The sequence below is a fragment of the Pseudomonas sp. NUPR-001 genome (assembly GCF_052147955.1).
In the GTDB taxonomy this organism is placed as follows: Bacteria; Pseudomonadota; Gammaproteobacteria; order Pseudomonadales; family Pseudomonadaceae; genus Aquipseudomonas.
Window position 1 is genome coordinate 5,342,692 of record NZ_CP197353.1, and the last position, 16,599, is coordinate 5,359,290.

Annotated in this window: 17 protein-coding genes; 10 read left to right on the forward strand and 7 right to left on the reverse strand. The window is 61.7% G+C overall.

Translation table 11 applies throughout. The features are described from left to right. Positions 1-147 precede the first annotated feature (147 nt). A complete protein-coding gene (locus ACP6KB_RS24575) occupies positions 148-936 on the reverse strand; it encodes an AraC family transcriptional regulator (protein ID WP_442109998.1) in 789 nt (262 codons plus the stop codon). Between the two features lie 87 nt (positions 937-1,023). Between ACP6KB_RS24575 and ACP6KB_RS24580 the strand changes: the two genes are divergently transcribed. After that, positions 1,024-2,043 (forward strand): bile acid:sodium symporter family protein, encoded by a 1,020-nt coding sequence (locus ACP6KB_RS24580; RefSeq protein WP_442110000.1) that lies wholly within the window; start codon positions 1,024-1,026, stop codon positions 2,041-2,043. Here the strand turns inward: ACP6KB_RS24580 and ACP6KB_RS24585 are convergent. Then, positions 2,030-3,307: an acetyl-CoA C-acetyltransferase gene (locus ACP6KB_RS24585; RefSeq protein WP_442110002.1), complete on the reverse strand. Its 1,278-nt coding sequence runs from the start codon at positions 3,305-3,307 to the stop codon at positions 2,030-2,032. The two genes, ACP6KB_RS24580 and ACP6KB_RS24585, sit on opposite strands and share 14 nt — an antisense overlap. Positions 3,308-3,437: 130 nt before the next feature. On the opposite strand from ACP6KB_RS24585, the gene ACP6KB_RS24590 reads away from it, so the two are divergent. From ACP6KB_RS24590 to ACP6KB_RS24620, 7 genes are all read left to right on the forward strand, one after another. Next, on the forward strand, positions 3,438-4,790 hold the full coding sequence (locus ACP6KB_RS24590; RefSeq protein WP_442110004.1) for a 3-oxoacyl-ACP reductase: 1,353 nt from the start codon (positions 3,438-3,440) through the stop codon (positions 4,788-4,790). Between the two features lie 2 nt (positions 4,791-4,792). Then, the gene (locus tag ACP6KB_RS24595; protein WP_442110006.1) at positions 4,793-5,647 is read left to right on the forward strand and encodes a MaoC family dehydratase; all 855 of its coding nucleotides are present in this window, start codon (positions 4,793-4,795) and stop codon (positions 5,645-5,647) included. A gap of 61 nt (positions 5,648-5,708) precedes the next feature. Beyond that, positions 5,709-6,014 (forward strand): MazG-like family protein, encoded by a 306-nt coding sequence (locus ACP6KB_RS24600; protein ID WP_442110007.1) that lies wholly within the window; start codon positions 5,709-5,711, stop codon positions 6,012-6,014. Further along, a complete protein-coding gene (locus ACP6KB_RS24605; protein ID WP_442110009.1) occupies positions 6,011-6,760 on the forward strand; it encodes a methyltransferase domain-containing protein in 750 nt (249 codons plus the stop codon). Before ACP6KB_RS24600 ends, ACP6KB_RS24605 begins: the two co-directional genes overlap by 4 nt. 19 nt (positions 6,761-6,779) lie before the next feature. Further along, complete coding sequence (locus ACP6KB_RS24610) at positions 6,780-7,421, forward strand: DUF4136 domain-containing protein (RefSeq protein WP_442110011.1); 642 nt, start codon at positions 6,780-6,782, stop codon at positions 7,419-7,421. 19 nt (positions 7,422-7,440) lie between these two features. Then, on the forward strand, positions 7,441-8,001 hold the full coding sequence (locus ACP6KB_RS24615) for a DUF4136 domain-containing protein (RefSeq protein ID WP_442110013.1): 561 nt from the start codon (positions 7,441-7,443) through the stop codon (positions 7,999-8,001). A 136-nt stretch (positions 8,002-8,137) separates the two neighbouring features. Continuing rightward, entirely contained in the window at positions 8,138-10,096 is a 1,959-nt protein-coding gene (locus ACP6KB_RS24620; RefSeq protein ID WP_442110014.1) for a pilus assembly protein TadG-related protein, read from the forward strand. Here ACP6KB_RS24620 and ACP6KB_RS24625 read toward each other — a convergent pair. Both ACP6KB_RS24625 and ACP6KB_RS24630 read right to left on the reverse strand, forming a co-directional pair. Continuing rightward, the gene (locus ACP6KB_RS24625) at positions 10,081-12,777 is read right to left on the reverse strand and encodes an ATP-binding protein (protein ID WP_442110016.1); all 2,697 of its coding nucleotides are present in this window, start codon (positions 12,775-12,777) and stop codon (positions 10,081-10,083) included. The two genes, ACP6KB_RS24620 and ACP6KB_RS24625, sit on opposite strands and share 16 nt — an antisense overlap. After that, positions 12,774-13,217: a TadE/TadG family type IV pilus assembly protein gene (locus ACP6KB_RS24630; RefSeq protein WP_442110018.1), complete on the reverse strand. Its 444-nt coding sequence runs from the start codon at positions 13,215-13,217 to the stop codon at positions 12,774-12,776. The genes ACP6KB_RS24625 and ACP6KB_RS24630 overlap by 4 nt, the downstream gene beginning before the upstream one ends. Positions 13,218-13,291: 74 nt before the next feature. On the opposite strand from ACP6KB_RS24630, the gene ACP6KB_RS24635 reads away from it, so the two are divergent. Beyond that, complete coding sequence (locus ACP6KB_RS24635) at positions 13,292-13,762, forward strand: prepilin peptidase (protein ID WP_442110020.1); 471 nt, start codon at positions 13,292-13,294, stop codon at positions 13,760-13,762. 132 nt (positions 13,763-13,894) lie between these two features. Then, positions 13,895-14,677, forward strand: a complete 783-nt coding sequence (locus tag ACP6KB_RS24640) for a response regulator transcription factor (protein WP_442110022.1) — start codon at positions 13,895-13,897, stop codon at positions 14,675-14,677. A gap of 20 nt (positions 14,678-14,697) precedes the next feature. On the opposite strand, the gene ACP6KB_RS24645 is transcribed toward ACP6KB_RS24640, so the two are convergent. From ACP6KB_RS24645 to ACP6KB_RS24655, 3 genes are read right to left on the reverse strand one after another with little or no spacing between them, the layout of a single operon-like run. After that, a complete protein-coding gene (locus ACP6KB_RS24645) occupies positions 14,698-14,961 on the reverse strand; it encodes a DUF3613 domain-containing protein (protein ID WP_442110024.1) in 264 nt (87 codons plus the stop codon). Positions 14,962-14,968: 7 nt separating this feature from the next. Next, on the reverse strand, positions 14,969-15,697 hold the full coding sequence (locus ACP6KB_RS24650; RefSeq protein WP_442110026.1) for a tetratricopeptide repeat protein: 729 nt from the start codon (positions 15,695-15,697) through the stop codon (positions 14,969-14,971). Positions 15,698-15,711: 14 nt separating this feature from the next. After that, positions 15,712-16,599: a type II secretion system F family protein gene (locus ACP6KB_RS24655; RefSeq protein ID WP_442110027.1), complete on the reverse strand. Its 888-nt coding sequence runs from the start codon at positions 16,597-16,599 to the stop codon at positions 15,712-15,714.

The window sequence follows — 16,599 nt, forward strand, 5'->3', positions numbered from 1 at the left end:
GTGATTTTTTATAGGTCACCGCTGCGGTACCGGCTTGCCACTGGAGCAAGGCCGCACTGCGTTGTAACGGCAATCGGCCTGACTTGCCATAGTTTTTGTAAGTGACTGTGCACAATCGTTCACAAAAATCGCCAGATTTCGCTACCGCTACAGCCGCAAACCGCCCGGGGTAAAGCCGAACAGGCTCTTGAACGCTGCAATATAGGCCGAGGTCGAGTCATAGCCACTGCCCAATGCCGCCTCGGTAACACTTTGCCCGGCTTCCAGTGCGGTCAATGACGACAACAGGCGCATACGCTGGCGCCAGCCGCGAAAGCTCAAGCCGGTTTCACGTTGAAACAGCCGTGTCAGGGTTTTTTCCGAGGTATTCAAGCGTTGCGCCCATTGCCCGAGGCTTTGCCCCTGCTCCGGGTGGGCGAGCAGTTCATTGCACAGCTCAAGCAAACGCGGGTGCTTGGGCAAGGGTAAAGAGAATCCGACCTCAGGCAGGGCCTGCAACTGATCCAGCAATACCGCCACCAACCGTGCATCGGCACTGTCGTCTTCGCGATAGTCCACCGGCAGCAGGCAAAACTGCTTGATCAGCTCACGTGCCAGCGGCGTGACCTCCAGCACCCGGCAGTGCCCCGGCGCCCAGCTGGACGCGTCGCGGCGTACATACAGGCTGCGCATCTCGGCCTGCATCGAAGTCACTACCTTGTGTTCAACCCCCGCTGGAATCCACACCCCCCACTGCGGCGGGGCAAAATAACTGCCTTCGTCGGTGTACACGCCCAGCACGCCACTGATCGCGTAGGAAAACTGCACCCAGTCGTGCTGATGATGCGGCGTCCACGAGCCAGCCCCCAGGCTTTCGGCGCGTGCGTAAAGCGCTCGGGGCAGTTGCTCAAGCACAGGAATCGGACGAGGTGAGGGTTGCTGTCCGTTTATCGGCATCACTTGGCCTTATGTCGCAAGACGGAAATCATCCACCGAGCGTAGCCTCTGCACTCAATGATTACAAAATGATTCGAAGGCTAGCCTATGCATGCGCTCAAACACTTCAAACGCGTGGTCACCGACTGGTTCCTGTGTGGCATGTTCCTCGCCACCTTGCTGGCGTGGCTGTTTCCCAATGTTGGCCGCAGTGGCGGCGCGATGCACGCTGAATACGTGATCAACATCGGTGTATTCCTGGTGTTTTTCCTGCACGGCATCAACCTGTCTGGCGAGCAGATCGGTCGCGGCCTGAAAAACGGCCGCCTGCACCTGATGGTGCAGGGTTTCACCTTTATCGTCTTTCCCGCGCTGTGGTGGTTGGCCAACAGCCTGTTTGGCAGTCATCTGCCTGCGCTGCTGATGCTGGGCTTTTTCTACCTGTGCGCCTTGCCCTCGACTATCTCGTCTTCCGTGGCCCTGACCGGTAGTGCCGGTGGCAATGTACCGGCGGCGATCCTCAACGCCAGCCTGTCCAGTGTCCTGGGTATCTTCATCACTCCGTGGCTGGTCAGCCTGGTGGTCGGCAGCGGTAGCAACGGCATCGACCTGGGTGCCACCCTGCTGGACCTGTGTGCACTGCTGTTGTTGCCACTGCTGCTCGGTCAGTTGCTGCGCCCGTGGCTGGGGCGCTTTTTTGCCCGGCACAAGCGCTACACCAACATCATCGACAAGCTGGTGATCCTGCTGCTGGTTTACGCTGCGTTCTGCAACTCAATGGTCTCGGGCATGTGGCAACAGCAAGGTAACGCGGTGTTGCTTACCGCATTCGCGGGCAGCGCGCTGCTGCTGGCGCTGATTCTCTGGCTGACCACACGCAGCGCCCGCGTGCTGAAGCTGAGCCCGGCCGATGAAGTCGCAGCGGTGTTCTGCGCCAGTAAAAAGTCGCTGGCTGCGGGTGCGCCGATGGCCGCGCTGATCTTCGGTGCACACCCAGGCTTGGGCCTGATTCTGCTGCCGATCATGATCTACCACCCGTTGCAGCTGATCGTCTGCTCGATCATGGCCGAGCACTACGCCAATCGCCCAGCCCCGGAGCCTGCAGCAACGCTGCTCAGCGCTCAATGATCGCGGTTACGCCTTGACCACCGGCAGCGCAGATCGAAATCAGGCCACGGCCCTTGCCGGCCGTGGCGAGCAACTTGGCCATGTTGGCGAGGATGCGCCCGCCGGTGGCGGCAAACGGATGCCCGGCCGCCAGTGAACTGCCTTTGACGTTGAGCTTGCTGCGGTCGATGGCCCCAAGTGGCGCGTTCAAGCCGAGGCGATGCTGACAATAGTCAGGGTCTTCCCAGGCCTTGAGCGTGCACAGCACTTGCGCCGCAAAGGCTTCATGAATTTCGTAGAAGTCGAAGTCCTGCAGGGTCAGGCCGTTGCGCGCCAACAAACGCGGTACGGCGTAGACCGGGGCCATCAGTAACCCTTCCTGACCTTTGACGAAGTCCACTGCGGCGGTTTCACCGTCAAGCAGATAGGCCTGCACCTCAAGATTGTGCGCTTGTGCCCAGTGTTCACTGCTCAGCAGTACCAACGAGGCGCCATCAGTCAGCGGCGTGGAATTTCCTGCCGTGAGACTGGCTTTCTCGCCTTGCTCGAACACGGGTTTGAGGTTGGCAAGCGCTTCCAGGGTCACATCGGGCCGCAGGTTGTTGTCGCGGCTCAGGCCCAGGAACGGCGTGAGCAAATCCTCATGCCAGCCCTCGGCATAGGCCGCCGCCATGTGCTGATGGCTGAGCAGGGCCAGGTGGTCCTGATCCTGGCGCGAGATCTGCCAGGTCTGCGCCATCAGCTCACAGTGCTGCCCCATGGAAAGCCCGGTGCGCGGCTCGACGTTACGGGGCAATTGCGGCTTCAGGTGCCTGGGGCGCAGCTTGAGAAAAGCTTTGAGTTCATCGGCGGTGCTCTTGCCCCGATGCGCCTGCAGCAGGATCCGGCGCAAGCCTTCATTGACCGCGATCGGTGCATCGGAGATGGTATCGACTCCCCCGGCAATACCGCTGTCGATCTGCCCCAGGGCGATTTTGTTGGCAACCTGCAGCGCGGTTTCCAGCCCGGTACCGCAGGCTTGCTGCAGGTCGTAGGCCGGGGTCTGCGCCGACAAGCGCGAGCCAAGCACGCACTCGCGGGTCAGGTTCATGTCCCTTGAGTGCTTGAGCACCGCCCCGGCAGCCACTTCGCCCAATTGCAGGCCATGCAGGGAAAAGCGTTCGATCAACCCTTCCAGCGCTGCTGTGAGCATCGCCTGGTTGCTGGCGGTGGCATAGGCTCCGTCGGAGCGGGCAAAAGGAATCCGGTTGCCGCCCAGAATCGCCACCCGGCGCAGTGAGCGCATAGGTTTCGTCCTTTTCCAATGAGTGTTCAGCGCAAGTTCCCACATTTAGCGTAGGTGTTTTTTCCGCGTTCGAACGACCAATGGCCAAAGATGGTCCACACTTTGAAGCTTATTTCAGGGAGACGTGCACATGAGCGACCGCTACATAGACTTCGCCAACTCGGATCTCGGCCGGCGCCTGGTCGGTGCCGTGGGCTTGCCCAGCCCAGCCCGCCTGGAGCGCTGGAGCGCCGGGCGCCTGCGGCCCGTTGAAGGTGCACTGTTGCTCGGCGGCGGCCCCCTGGCGAACATTGTCGAAACCTTTGCCAAACGCCTGACCGACGAGGTCTACAGCTTTGCCAGCCCCGACCTGAGCGCCCCCGAGTGGGTCGCAGGCCTGGGCAGCAAAATCAAAGCGGTGGTGTTTGACGCCAGCGAGCTGGACGACATCGATCAACTCAAACAACTGCGCGAGTTCTTCCAGCCGCTGCTGCGCAGCCTGGCGCCCTGTGCCCATATCGTGATTCTCGGCCGTGCCCCGGAGCAACTGGATGATCCGCTGGCCCAGGTTGCACAACGTGCCCTGGAGGGGTTCAGCCGCTCGCTGGCCAAAGAACTGCGCGCTGGCGGCACCCTGCAATTGCTGTATGTCAGTGACGCAGGCGAAGCGCATCTGGAGGGCGCACTGCGCTTTTTCCTCTCACCCAAGAGCGCCTTCATCTCCGGTCAGGTTCTGCGTCTGGATGCCTGCGCCAGCAGCGTGCAGGACTGGACCCGCCCCCTGGCCGGACGCAAAGCGCTGGTGACGGGTGCTGCCCGTGGCATCGGTGCGGCGATTGCCGAGACCCTGGCGCGCGACGGTGCCGAGGTCATATTGCTCGATGTCCCACAGGCGAAAAATGACCTTGAAGCCCTCGCCGAACGCCTGGGCGGACGCAGCCTGACCCTGGACATTTGCGCCGCTGATGCCGCCGCACAACTGCTTGAAGGCCTCCCGGAGGGCATCGATATCGTTGTGCACAACGCCGGGATCACCCGCGACAAGACCCTGGCCAACATGACCCCGGAATTCTGGGACTCGGTGCTGGCAGTCAATCTCAAGGCGCCGCAACTGCTGACCCAAGCGCTGTTCGACAGCGGCGCCCTGCACGACAACGCACGCGTAGTACTGCTGGCCTCGATCAGTGGTATCGCCGGTAACCGTGGCCAGTCCAACTACGCCGCCAGCAAAGCCGGCTTGATCGGCCTGGCTCAGGCCTGGGCGCCGAAGCTGGCCACCCGCGGGAGCAGCATCAATGCCGTCGCCCCGGGCTTCATTGAAACACGCATGACTGCGGCCATTCCCTTCGCCCTGCGCGAAGCCGGGCGGCGCATGAGCTCGCTGGGCCAGGGCGGCCTGCCCGAAGATGTCGCCGAAGCCATCGCCTGGCTGGTGCAACCCGACAGTGGTGCGGTCAACGGCCAGGTGCTGCGGGTGTGTGGCCAAGCTGTGATGGGGGCCTGAGCATGACTCGACAGTGGCAGGACCTGAGCAGCACCGCCGCACTTTCCAGCCTCTACCTGCGCGCCGCAAGCAAGCGCAAGATCAGCGGCGATACCTTGCCGGACACGGGACTGCGCTGCACCCTGGCGGTGCAGCCCAAGCAACTGGAGGCGTATCGCAAACTCTGCCATTTCAGCGACGATGGGCGCTTGCCGGCGACCTTCCCCCATGTGATGGCGTTCGCCTTGCAGCTGCAACTGTTGACCGACAAGGCCTTTCCCTTGCCGTTGCTTGGCCTGGTTCACCTGCACAACAGCATCCGCGTGATACGCCCCTTGGGTGGCATCAGCCAACTGCGCTTCGCCGTGCACGTGGAAAACCTGCAAGCGCACGAGAAAGGCGCCACCTGCGACCTGATCACCAACGCTGAAGACGGCCTGGGCCTGATTTGGTCCGAAACCAGCCGCATGCTTTGCCGCGGCCTGAAGCTCGACGCTGAGCCCGCAACCCGCGAAGCTCCCAGCGGCGAGGCACTGGGCGAGTTGACCCGCTGGTACGCCGACAGCGACATTGGCCGCCGTTACGCCCGAGTCTGCGGCGACTACAACCCGATCCACCTGAGCGCCAGCAGCGCCAAGTTGTTCGGCTTCCCCACTGCGATTGCCCACGGCATGTGGAGCAAGGCCATGACCTTGGCGGCATTGCGCAGCCACCTGCCGGTGTCTGGCTATCAGGTCGAGGTGGACTTCCTCAAACCTGTGCGCCTGCCCAGCGAAGTCATCCTCATCGCCAGCCCCACGGCTGATGAGGGCCAACTGCGCCTGGACGGCCACGCAGCGTTAGTGCACATGCGCGGCGCCTGGCGACGTTTGGCCTGAAACGCCGCGCTTGCGTTGCGAAGGCGCCCGCCTGAAGCTATGCAGCTTGAGGAGAGCCTTGATGAACCTGCACGAACTGACCCAACGCCTGCACCGCATCCGCGACAACAATGATTGGCGTGGCTTCCACAGCCCGAAAAATCTGGCCATGGCCGCCAGCGTGGAAATGGCCGAACTGGTGGAGATCTTCCAGTGGCTGAGCGAAGAGCAGTCACGCCAGTTGTCACCTGAGCAACTGGAACACGCCGGCCAAGAGGTCGGCGATGTGGTGCTGTACCTGTTGCTGCTGTGCAGCGAGTTGGGCCTGGACATGGAGCAGGTGGTGCGCGCCAAGCTGGCCGACAGCGAAAGGCGCTTTGCCCAATGAAAGACCGCCATTTCGATGCCCTGGCCACCCGCTTTGCCGAAAAGATCTATGGTGGCGCCAAAGGGGCGATTCGCCTGGCCGTGCTGCAGGCCGACCTTGCCGAAACGCTCCCCGAGCGCCCGCTGCGCGTGCTGGATATCGGCGCGGGCCTGGGGCACATGGCCCTGTGGCTGGCCGAGCGTGGTCACCAGGTGACCTTGGCCGAGCCTGCTGCGCCGATGCTCGAAGGCGCCCGGGCACGCTTTGCCGAAGCCGGCAAGCAAGCCACCTTCATCCAGGCGCCCTGGCAAGACTTGCTCGGGCAACTGACCGAACCTTACGACCTGGTACTCTGCCACGCCGTGCTGGAATGGCTGGCCGAACCGGAGACCATCCTGCCGGTGCTGCACCAGTTGACCCGTAGCGATGGCCTGCTGTCACTGGCGTTCTACAACCGCGATGCGCTGGTGTATCGCAACTTGCTCAAAGGCCATTTCCGCAAACTGCGACGCAATGACATGGCCGGCGAAAAGCAGAGCCTGACCCCGCAAAAACCGCTTGATCCGCGCACACTCAGGGTGCAACTTGAAGGTCTGTGGCAGGTCGAAACAGAAAGCGGCGTACGGGTGTTCCACGACTACATGCCCAGCGAATTCCAGACCAAGGCCGAGTTGCTCGACCTGCTGGAAATGGAACTGGCGCATCGACGTCATCCCGCCTTTGCCGGCTTAGGGCGCTACCTGCACTGGATCTGTCGACCACGCTGAATCACACCAGGAGGGTGACATGTCGTACCGTTTGCCACTGAGCCTGCTGTGCCTGGTGTTGGCAGGCTGCCAGAGCCCCAACCCTTATGTCGCCAGCTCCCGCCCTCTGCCTCCGGCACCCCCGCACGCCGCCAACACCTTCGATGCCAGCGCTTACCCGGCAGCACCTCGGGACTTTGGCCGCTACCGCAGTTGGACCTGGCACAACGATCAGTTGCCAGCCGGTAGCGCGCTGGCCGAGCCGGCACAGTTGGCCGAAGCGGTCAGCAATGCCCTCGACCAGCATGGCCTGCGCCCAGCGCGCAATGGCCAGGCGGGCGACCTGCTGGTCAGCGCCAACCTGCGCCTGGAACGTCGCCTGCGCCAGGTGCGTGACGACTACTACCCGTACGGTGGCTACCCCTACTACCCCTATGGTTATGGCGGCTACGCCGGAATGGGTCGCTACAACAACGGTTATGGGGCGTATGCCAGTGTGCCCTTGGTCCGCACCTATGAAGTCGAGGTCATGGTGGTGCAGGTCGATTTGTATGACGCTCGCGACGGTCAGGCAGTCTGGAGTGCCAGCGCCGAGACCGACAGCCAGGGTTCACAGGGCGAACGCGAGAAAGCCCTGCGTGAATCGGTGAAAAAGGCTCTCAACGGCTATCCTCCCAGCTAAAGGTAATTGGAGATCCATCATGTTGCGCCGTCTCGCTTTACTCTCGCTAATGGTGTTGCTCAGTGCTTGCCAGAGCAACAAAGCCACCCAGGACTACGACGCCAGCCGCGATTTTACCGCCTACCGCAGCTGGGCCTGGCAGGAACCGGCGCTGCAGTACCGTCCCGATGATCCGCGGATCAAGAGTGACCTGACCGAGCAGCGCATTCGCCAGGCGGTGACGGGCCAGCTTGACCAACGCGGCTTGCGCCCGGTCCAGGGCAACAACAAAGCTGATCTGAACGTGCAAACCTACCTGATCGTCGAGCAGCGTCAGCAGCAGATCACCACCAACTACGGCGGTGCCTGGGGCGGTTACTGGGGTAACTACTGGGGCGGCCCGATGTACAACGAAACCCGTAGCGTCGACTACAAAGTGGCGACCATTCAGGTGGACATGTTCGACGCCAACGACGGCAAGCTGGTGTGGCGCGGCAGTGCCGAACAGATCATGAACAACTACCCGCCAAGCCCCGAAGAACGCGCCAGCGCGATTCAGAAAACGGTGACCAACGCCCTGTCGAATTACCCACCACGCTAAAGGCCAATAGCCACCATCGTGACTACACTGTAGGAGCGGGCTTGCCCCGTGATGCGTTTTTTCAGTCAAATCGCATCGCGGGGCAAGCCCGCTCCTACACGCTTTCGACGGCCTCTGCGCCGGCAAAGGAGTGCGCGTGTCCTCTCGCTTTCCCGCACGCCAACGCGGTGCAATCGGCTTGATGGCGGCCCTGACCCTGGGCATGGGCCTGCTGTTCATGTTGATGGTGATCGATAGCAGTCGGCTGTACCTGGAACAACGACGCTTGCAACGTATCGTCGACATGGCAGCCCTGGAAGCCGCTGGCCAACAGGCGGTGTGCAGCGGCAGTGGCCCGCAGGCCGAGGCAGTGGCCCGAGCGGGCGCTACTCGCAACGGCTTCGAACTGAACGCCGGGCAGACCCTGAACACCACCTGCGGCACCCTGAAAACCGGCAGCAACAGCCTGCGGCGCTTCAGCATCGACAGCACCCGCAACGAAGCCATCAGGGTGATTGCCAGCACGCAAGTCACCACCAGCGTAGCTGCAGGGATATGGGCGCTGGCCAATGGCAACAAGGTGCCCGACACGACAACCCTGAGCGCCAGCGCCATCGCTGCAACGCCAAAACCACCGCAAGCCATGCTGCGTATTCGCAGCACCCTGGCGAGCATCGATTCACGCAAGTCCGCACTACTCAACGCCCTGGTAGACCCCCTCGGCGGCCACCTGCAGCTCGACGTCGCCGGCTGGCAAGGTCTGGCCAACACCCAGATCAACCTGCTCAGTTACCTCGACCAACTGGCCATCGGTGTTCATGCGGATGTTGGCGACTATCAGCAATTGCTGCGTGCCGACGCCACGGCCACAAAGATGATCGACGCCGCCGTCAAAGTCCTGCAAAAAGGCGGTGCCAGTGTTGAAGTGGTCAGCAACCTGGCCAAGCTTTCACTGGCATCCGACAACAGCAAAACACTGCACCTGGGCGATATTCTCGACCTGCAAACCGGCACCACCAAAGCCGGGCTGGATGCCACCCTGCAAGTGCTCGACCTGGTGCAAAGCGTGATTCTGCTGTCGAGTAAGAACAACGCAGCCGTGGTTGAAATGCCGATCAGCGTGCTGGGCCTGGTCAATGGCAAAGTGCGCCTGAAAGTCATCGAGCCACAACAGATCTCGGCCATTGGCAACCCACAAACCGACGACATCAACGTCCACACCGCGCAGGTGCGAGCGCTGGTCTCTCTCGATCTGCCGATACTGGAGAGCATTGCCGGCCTGCTCAACGCGGTCACCAACCTCGCCACGCCCTTGACCAACCTGCTGAACAATCTGCTCAGTCTGAATCTGGCCGGTACCGTGCAATCCTTGACCTGTTTGCTGGCCAATGAATGCACTTACAGCGACATACGATTGCTGCCCGGCACCGTCAGCCTGGATGTCGGTGTACAGGTGGCCAGGGCCAACAGCAGGATCAGCCGCTACAGCTGCAACCCGGAGAAATCGCTCACCGCCAGCACCCAGAGTTCAGCCGCGGATCTTGCCATCGGCCAATTCAAGAACCGGGATGATTTCTTCAGCACCGACATCAGCAAAAAAACCGGTGTCGCGGCAGTCACGCCCTTGCCCTTGATTGATATCAGCACCCAAAAATGCCGCTTTCTGCTCGGGCTTTTAGGCTCCTGCGACCCACGCATTCCCTTTGCCGGTGGCGGCATCGGCTTGAAGGTCAATACGTCGCTGGTAGGCAGCAATCCAACCGATCTGAAGTTTTTACCCCCAGACCACACGCCGCCGGCAATCAACCAGCCACCCGCGTATCTGAGCACCAGCGCCAACAATGTCGTCAGCAGTCTGGATGGCACCATCGCAGGCATCGAGCTGCAGGCTTACAGGCCACTCAATGGCAATATTCTGGGCAGTGTGCTAGTGCTGGGGAGTAACGTACTGAACGGCGTCAAAGCGATCCTGCAACCGCTGATCAAAGGCCTGCTCAGCCCATTGGTCGATCCTCTGCTCAACGCCTTGCTGAAAGTCCTGGGGATCGACTTGGTCAAGGTCGAGGTCGGTGCCAACCTCGACTGCTCCAGCACCCGGGCTCAGCTGGTGCTATGAACCGGTAACTCGATACAGAAACGCGCGCCATCAACCGCGTTATCCACACTCAGGCAACCGCCCATGGCATCGATGATCCCGTAGCTGACCGACAAGCCCAAGCCGGTACCGACGCCCACCGGCTTAGTGGTGAAGAACGGTTCGAAGATGCGCTCGAGCAGGCGCGGATCAATGCCGCCACCGTTGTCCTCGACCAGCAGCCGTACCTGGCGCTCATCTGCCTCCATGCGCAAGGCAATCCAGGGTTGTAGCTCGCGCTGCTGTGCACGTTGCTCCAGCAATGCATCACGGGCGTTGACCAGCAAGTTGATCAACACCTGTTCCAACTGATCTTGATGCCCCATCACCAACGTTTGTGGTGGCGCTGTTTCAACCCGCAGATCCACACCTTTACTGCGCAAGCCATCGGCAAGCAATGACAGGGCCCCTTCCACCGCCTGCCAGGGCTCGAAAAGGTGCTGCTCGATCGCTGAGCGGCGGCCGAATACCCGCATGTGATCAACCACCCGCGAAGCACGCAGCACCTGGGCATCGATACGCTTGAGCTTGTCTTGCAGATAGTCCGCCTGCACGTCGCCGTTTTCCAGGCGTTTGAGGGCGTTGACCACCGCCATGCGCATCACGTTCAGCGGCTGGTTGATCTCATGAGCGAGGCCGGTCGCCATCTCACCCAGGGTCGCCATCTTGGCACTCTGCATCAGTTGCTGCTGGGTACGTCGAACCTGGGTGTTATCGCGGCCTACCGCCTGCACTTCCAACAGCCGGCCCTGCTCGTCGAACAAACCGCGATCGGACCACACCCACCAGGCGTGTTCGCGCCCTGGCAGCTCCAGGCAGATCTCTGCAGTGCTTACGGGCTGCTCGACACTCAGCGCTGCCACCCGCTCGACAAAGGCGTCGCGCTGCGCCTGCGACATCCACTGGCCGAGGTTCATGCCGGCCAGTTCTGCGCTCGTACATTCCAGATAGTCAGCCAACGGCTGGTTACCAAACACCAGGTTCAACTCCGGCGTGTAGCGGCAGATCATTGCTGGCGAATCTTCTACCAGCACTCGGTAGCGTTCTTCACTCTCACGCATGCGTTCAGCCGCTTCGGTGGCTTCGGTCACGTCCAGCCAGATTCCCACCACCTCCACCGGCAGGCCAAGGTCATCACGCAACAGCCGCGCCTCGTCGAGCACCCAGTGATAACCGCCATAGCGGTCACACAAACGATAGCGGCTGCGAATCTGTCCCTCGCGCAACAGGGTGCGGGTGCGTGCCAGCCATAGCGCCTGATCCTCAGGATGCACCCACTGGCCAGGCTGCAGCGGCGCCTCACCTGTGCTTTCCCAACCCAGCATCGGTTGCAGGCTGGCACTGAAGAACTCGGCCTGCAGGGCACCTTCGGCGTATCGCTGGATGTAGATCACCGCTGGCGAACTGGCGATCAGGTTTTCCAGGCGCGCCTGGGCTGCGCTGGCTTGCGACTGCTGGTGCTTGATATCGCTGATGTCGAGCATGAAGCCCTGCACCCGACGTTGCTGACCACTGCCGCGTACTTGCCCACACAAGCGATACCAACGTGGATTGGCCGCCAGGTTGTGGTCGAGCAAGCGCAGATTCAAGTGCAAGGCACACCCCTCGCGCTGCAACTCGCCCAGCGCCAGCTGCGCAGCTTCGCGATCAGCCGGGTGCACCCGGCTCAGCCATTGGCCGAGGGTTAGTCGCGCCGGTATCCCCAGGCTTTGCGCCAGCCCGGGGTCCACCTGCAACGAAGATTCACTACAGCGCCATTGCCACCAACCCGCGCCCAATTGCAGCTGCAAACTGTCCAGCCGCTCGGACTGCTGCTGCAAATTGAACGCGGCCAAACGGCTGACCAGCGGCTCGGCGTAGGCCGCGCAGGCGTTGAGTGCGTCTGCCGCATTCAAGGCTTCCAGCGGACCGACACAGATCAGCCAGGCCTGAACAATGTGCCCCTGTGCGTACGGCAACACATACGTGTCGGCTTGTGGCATCAACGCGTGTAGCTCTGCGTGACTGATGCTGGAGACCACCTGCCCCGCCACCTGACGCTCGAGCAAACGCCCGAGCAGTTCATCCGCAGGCCAATGCACGGGATCATGACTGCTGGCATACGTCTGCCAGCCCTGCTCGCCCTGCAGCAGAATCCGCCCAGCAGAGGCGCGCCAATGACGCACCAGCCATTGCAATTGTTCCTGGGCCACCTGGGGCAGACGTTCGATGCTGCAATCGCGCAGTTCCGCCGCCAGGTGACTGGTCAAATGACGCTGCCGCTCTGCATTGTGTGACTGCTGGCGGTGTTGCAGCAGGTCGCCGATGTCGAACAGCTGCAACATCCACTGGCCTGGTTGGCCCTGCAACCAGCCCCGGGTATGCAAGGTGCCGCCAGCGGCGGCCTTGAAGTCCAGATCCAACGGTTGCGCCTGCCAGTCCGGCGGTTCACCTTCGAGCACCAGCAAACTGTGCGGTTGCACGCAGTCCTGCAAGCGCACCTCAGCGTGCGCCGGCAAGGCCAGCGCGCAACGCAAAGGGCCAGCCATGCGCAGCACTCGGGCGGTATCGTCGAGCCACAGCTGCAGCCCCACCGCGGGCACACTGGGCGGCTGTTCCGGCTCTACCGGAGCCGCAGTGGAACGCCCACGCCAACGCTCGAACAAGCCTGGCCCGCCGCTCAAAGTTGCAGACTCGCTTCGGCCTTGAGGCTCGCGGGCAGTCGCGGTACTTCACCGATAAGCGGCAGGTCGATGACCGGCAGCACGGCAGTCAGCTTAGCTTTGGCGTAATCGATCTTCACCGTCAGCAGGTGCTCCTGCGACAAGGTGATACGAACATCATTGGCGAATTTGAATTTCAACGAGTCGGGCATCCACGCCAACTGCTCGCCGACCACCTTTTGCGCCAGCGCCTGGACATCGGCGCCGTAAGTGGCACTGCTGGGGTCCAGGGCAACGCAGCGGCGCACCGCTTCGCTGCTGGCCTGGTTGAACGATTGCAGCATGAGCATCGGCAGACCGTAGCCCACCACCCCATAAAATACCGCGAAGAAGATCACGAATACTGCAACGAACTCCAACGCTGCAGCGCCTTTTTGCCGCCTGGCCAAGCTTGCTTTCATGATCGCGTCTACCCTGACAGTGACACCTGATAGTCAGCATAGAATCTTTCACCACAAAGGGATGCATTTCGCCAATGCAAAGCATTGTCCTGCTGTTGTGGCTTGCCTTGTGCGCTGAACAAGATGTGCGAGAGCGCCAGATTGCCAACACCTTGACCCTCGGCGCGGCGTCATGTGCCTTGGCCTACCTGTTCATAACCGGGCACACCTGGATCGGCGCCGATGCCAGTGAAGGCGGCTGGGCCTTGGCCATCGTCATGCTCCTGACCCTGCCTGGCTACATGCTTGGCCGTTTTGGCGCAGGCGATGTAAAGCTGCTCGCCGCCCTGGCCCTGGCAACCGATCGCATGTACGTGCTGGGGACGTTTATCGGCGCCGGCGTCTCGGTGTTGATCTGGCTGGCCAGCCGCCGCTGGCTATGGTCCCTTTTAAGTCAGAAGGTTAAGAACCGCCTGAAGGCGCTGACCGAGGACTCGTCAAATAAACAGCCCTTTGCGCCGTTCATTCTGGCGGGGTTTGTGCTTGCTGCGGTGTGGACGCATTAGCCGCCATAGGGGGGCAGTGGGAGCGGGCTTGCCCCGCGATAACCAGCGCACAGCACGTGTACAGACTGGCAATCTACGTCTACTTTCTACAGTGCCACCAGGACGATGCAGCTTCTGAACAGGGAGTAGCGTGTGAACAAGACTGTCAGTGAGGTAAAGGTGTTGGTCGTCGATGACCAACCGTTGATCGTCGAAGAACTGTGTGAATTTCTGCAGAACAACGGCTACCGCTGCGTGCCGTGCCACTCCAGTACCGAAGCCATCGAACGGTTTGCCGCTGACCCCGCGATCGGCTTGCTGCTGTGCGACCTGCATATGCCCGAGCTCGATGGCATCGCAATGTTTGACGCGCTGAAGATCATTGCCGGGCAACAGCGAATATTCGAAGCCATCATGCTCACGGGCCAGGCGCACAAGCAGGATGTGATCAGGGCCTTGCGCGCAGGCTTTGCCGACTACTACCAAAAGCCGGTAGACCTCAACGAGCTGCTTGAAGGTGTTCAGCGCCAGGAAGTGGAATTGCAGGAGCGCCAACGAAACGTCCAGCAGTTGGGCACCCTCAATCAAAAACTGCAGTTTCTCGCCGACTCCATCGACGACCTGTACCAGGACTTGGAGAAAGCCCGCGGCCAGGGTGCACATCGTCGCGCCACCGACATCGAAAACGAAACCGACAGCGAAAGCCTGCCGGCCATATTCGCCAAGCTGTCACCGCGCCAACTGGAAGTCGCGCGGCTGGTCGGCAAAGGCAAGACCAATTATCAGATTGCCTGCGAACTGGGCATCACCGAAAACACCGTCAAGCTCTATGTCTCGCAGGTGCTACGCCTGACCCACATGCATAACCGCACACAGTTGGCACTGGCCCTGTCACCGAGCCATTCGCCGCTGTATCTGCGCCATACGTCGCACTAGCCGCGCCGCAACGTATCGGCTTATTTATCGGCCGCGCCCACAGATTCCCAGCGATAGAAGTCGGGAATCGCATATTTGTAGCTGTCCAGCCAGCGCTGCATGCTCTGTTCGCGCTCTTTGGGGGTGGCCGTTTGCGGGGTTTTCGAGGCCTTCTGGTTGCGCGCCTGCAGCTGCAACCAGGTTTCGGTGAGCGATTGTGCCTCGGCCGAGGCTTGCTCCTCGATCGCCGTCGCGGTCAACGGCAAAGCAGCGCAAGCCAGCAGCAGTAACCATGCAACTTTCATAAGCACCTCACTGTTGGCCGAAAGTGGAAGCGGCGGACGGTAGCGCTGCGACCCGATCGGCGCGCACCGCTGGCAGCTTGCCGGGCTTTTTCAATTGCTCGGCACGCGACTGGGCTTCGTTGAATTGAGCCGCGCTCAGGTGCAAGCGCGACACCAGATCGGCGGCCTGCTGCCACTTGTCCTGATACAACAGCAAGCTCACCAGATTGACCGCCGCCAGGCTGTTGTTGTCTTTAAGCTCGATGGCGGTGAGGAACTCGAAACGCGCCTGCTCGACATCGCCCTGGTTGAGGTAGACCACGCCAAGGTCATTGCGAATTTTCTCGTCGGTCGGCGCCAGGCGCACTGCGCGCAACAAATGACGCTGGGCCTGCAGGTTATCGCCACGCGCGGCAGACAACTGCCCCAGGCCATGTTCAGCTTCAGCCGCCAGGCAGCCACCGAGCAGGCTGCGGTACAACGGTTCGGCCTCGCTGCGCCCGAGCAGGCGTAGCACCTTGGCCTTGCGCAGACGCACTTGCGCCATGTCCGCAGGCAGCGTCTCCAGGTGCGCCAGGCTGGCATGCGGGCGACCTTCGCCAAGCATCTCGTCGGCCATGCTCAAGGCCAGTTCCTGACTCGCATCAGGCTTGGCGCAACTGGCATTGCCACCGGCCAGCGCCAACCACGGTGCCCTGCCATCAGTGGCACAACCGCCAAGCAACATCAGGCTCATGACTACCAAGACTGCTTTCATCCATGCTCCTCCACTCACGAGCCCATTGCCTTGGCCAATGCCGTGAAGCCGGGACCGGCGAGCACGATCAGCAAGGCGGGAAACAGAAACACCATCATCACCATCGACATTTTTCCGGACATCTTCGAAATGCGCTCCTGCATGCGCGTCAGGCGCCGATCATCGAGCAGTTGCTTGAGCGCCAACAGCGACTTCATCGCCCCGCCACCCTGGGCCAACAACTGCTGCAGGATCACGCAGGTATCGCTGAATTCATCCACCGCCAACAGCTGCGCGGTTTTCTCCAGTTCCGGGGCCAGGGCCAGGCCCGAGTCGACACGCGCCAGAATCAAGCGCAGTTCCTGGCTGAGCACGGGCAGCAACTGCCGCGACTCCTGACTCAACACGCGCAGCCCCTGCTCTACCGCCAACCCCGATTCGAACAAGATGCGCAGCAACGGTATGAAGGTCGAGACTTCGCGCTCAATCTGCTGCTGACGTCGCGCCGCCGCCAGCGCCAACAGGCGTTTAGGCAACAGGTAGCCGACCCCCAGCGCACACAACGGCACCACCAGCCAGGCGTTCTGCCGGTCGGCGTAGAAGGTTTCCTCAACCACCACACCAATGCCCAAGGCCAGTACGGGCAGCGCAAACTGGCCGGCGGCAAACAAGGCGCGCTGCCGACTGCGCCGCCAGCCGACCCGGTCAAGCAGCACTCGCGTTTCACCGTCGTAGTTCAACAGCCGTTGAGCCACCGGGCTGCTACCCAGCTGCTGCACCCAGTTACCCAGGCGATCGTTACTGGCCAACTGGCCTTGCAGCCGTTGCGCCACCAGACGCTGGCCGCGGCGCTGACGCAAAAACTGGCTAAGCAGCAATACAAACGCGGCGAAGAACAAGACGGCACTGAGCATCAAGACCAT

Coding starts and splice junctions, on each gene's coding strand:
- ACP6KB_RS24610 (WP_442110011.1), top strand. CDS start 6,780: ATGTCGTACCGTTTGCCACTGAGCCTGCTGTGCCTGGTGTTGGCAGGC.
- ACP6KB_RS24630 (WP_442110018.1), bottom strand. CDS start 13,217: ATGAAAGCAAGCTTGGCCAGGCGGCAAAAAGGCGCTGCAGCGTTGGAG.
- ACP6KB_RS24655 (WP_442110027.1), bottom strand. CDS start 16,599: ATGGTCTTGATGCTCAGTGCCGTCTTGTTCTTCGCCGCGTTTGTATTG.
- ACP6KB_RS24585 (WP_442110002.1), bottom strand. CDS start 3,307: ATGCGCTCACTGCGCCGGGTGGCGATTCTGGGCGGCAACCGGATTCCT.
- ACP6KB_RS24595 (WP_442110006.1), top strand. CDS start 4,793: ATGACTCGACAGTGGCAGGACCTGAGCAGCACCGCCGCACTTTCCAGC.
- ACP6KB_RS24615 (WP_442110013.1), top strand. CDS start 7,441: ATGTTGCGCCGTCTCGCTTTACTCTCGCTAATGGTGTTGCTCAGTGCT.
- ACP6KB_RS24605 (WP_442110009.1), top strand. CDS start 6,011: ATGAAAGACCGCCATTTCGATGCCCTGGCCACCCGCTTTGCCGAAAAG.
- ACP6KB_RS24645 (WP_442110024.1), bottom strand. CDS start 14,961: ATGAAAGTTGCATGGTTACTGCTGCTGGCTTGCGCTGCTTTGCCGTTG.
- ACP6KB_RS24650 (WP_442110026.1), bottom strand. CDS start 15,697: ATGAAAGCAGTCTTGGTAGTCATGAGCCTGATGTTGCTTGGCGGTTGT.
- ACP6KB_RS24635 (WP_442110020.1), top strand. CDS start 13,292: ATGCAAAGCATTGTCCTGCTGTTGTGGCTTGCCTTGTGCGCTGAACAA.
- ACP6KB_RS24600 (WP_442110007.1), top strand. CDS start 5,709: ATGAACCTGCACGAACTGACCCAACGCCTGCACCGCATCCGCGACAAC.
- ACP6KB_RS24580 (WP_442110000.1), top strand. CDS start 1,024: ATGCATGCGCTCAAACACTTCAAACGCGTGGTCACCGACTGGTTCCTG.
- ACP6KB_RS24590 (WP_442110004.1), top strand. CDS start 3,438: ATGAGCGACCGCTACATAGACTTCGCCAACTCGGATCTCGGCCGGCGC.
- ACP6KB_RS24575 (WP_442109998.1), bottom strand. CDS start 936: ATGCCGATAAACGGACAGCAACCCTCACCTCGTCCGATTCCTGTGCTT.